Origin of the sequence: Bradyrhizobium sp. AS23.2, assembly GCF_001908185.1 — a bacterium.
Classification (GTDB): domain Bacteria; phylum Pseudomonadota; class Alphaproteobacteria; order Rhizobiales; family Xanthobacteraceae; genus Bradyrhizobium.
In genome coordinates, this window is record NZ_LGHM01000368.1 from 1 (window position 1) to 668 (window position 668).

The 668-nt window shown below is 62.7% G+C and carries 2 protein-coding genes; both read right to left on the reverse strand.

Annotation, left to right across the window (positions count from 1 at the left end; all coding sequences use genetic code 11):
- The coding region (tnpB, locus tag AC630_RS42180) for an IS66 family insertion sequence element accessory protein TnpB (RefSeq protein WP_074124336.1) at positions 1 to 243 on the reverse strand (243 nt) is incomplete at its 3' end.
- A partial coding sequence (tnpA, locus tag AC630_RS42185; protein ID WP_349540250.1) for an IS66-like element accessory protein TnpA occupies positions 240 to 668 on the reverse strand: 429 nt, incomplete at its 5' end. The genes tnpA and tnpB, both read right to left, overlap by 4 nt.

Genomic DNA, 668 nt, shown 5'->3' on the forward strand with positions numbered 1-668 from the left:
GGTGCGACTTGAAGCGTCCGTCCAAAAAGCGGATGCCACGGATATGCAATTGTCGCGCTTCGAAGACTGTATGCAGAATGTCGCGTGTTGGGCACGCTTGGCACGGAACACATAAACAGCACCCGAGAACGGATCGGCCTTCATGTGCTCGCGTACCAGCATCGCAAGCCCCTCCATTCCCTTGCGGAAGTCGACCGGCTTGGTTGCCACCATCACCCGGACAGTTCCGGACGGACCGATCACCGGCTTGCCTTCAGCGCATCGATGATGGCCGCAATCACCGCCACGTCCGCGCCTCGGCCGACCCGGATAGTGACGCCTTCGGCTTCGATCTCGATGCCCCCGACATCTGGCTGAGCCTTGCGTCGCGCTATCTTGCGCTCATGGCCAACAGCCACGGCCGGTACCATGGCGTCTACCACCGCCGGTACAAACGGCGGATCGTCAGCCATCGGCGTCGGCAACCGCCGTGCTTGCCGCCGCCAGGTAAACACTTGTTGTGGGGTCAGCCCGTGTCGCCGGGCAATCTCGGAAACGACCGCGCCTGGTACCAGCGTCTCCTCGACGATCCGGGCCTTGTCGTCCTTGGAGAACCAACGACGGCGTCCCGTCTCCGTGATCACTTCCAGCCGGCGCGCCGTCACGTCCGACTTAAGCGTATGGTCAAG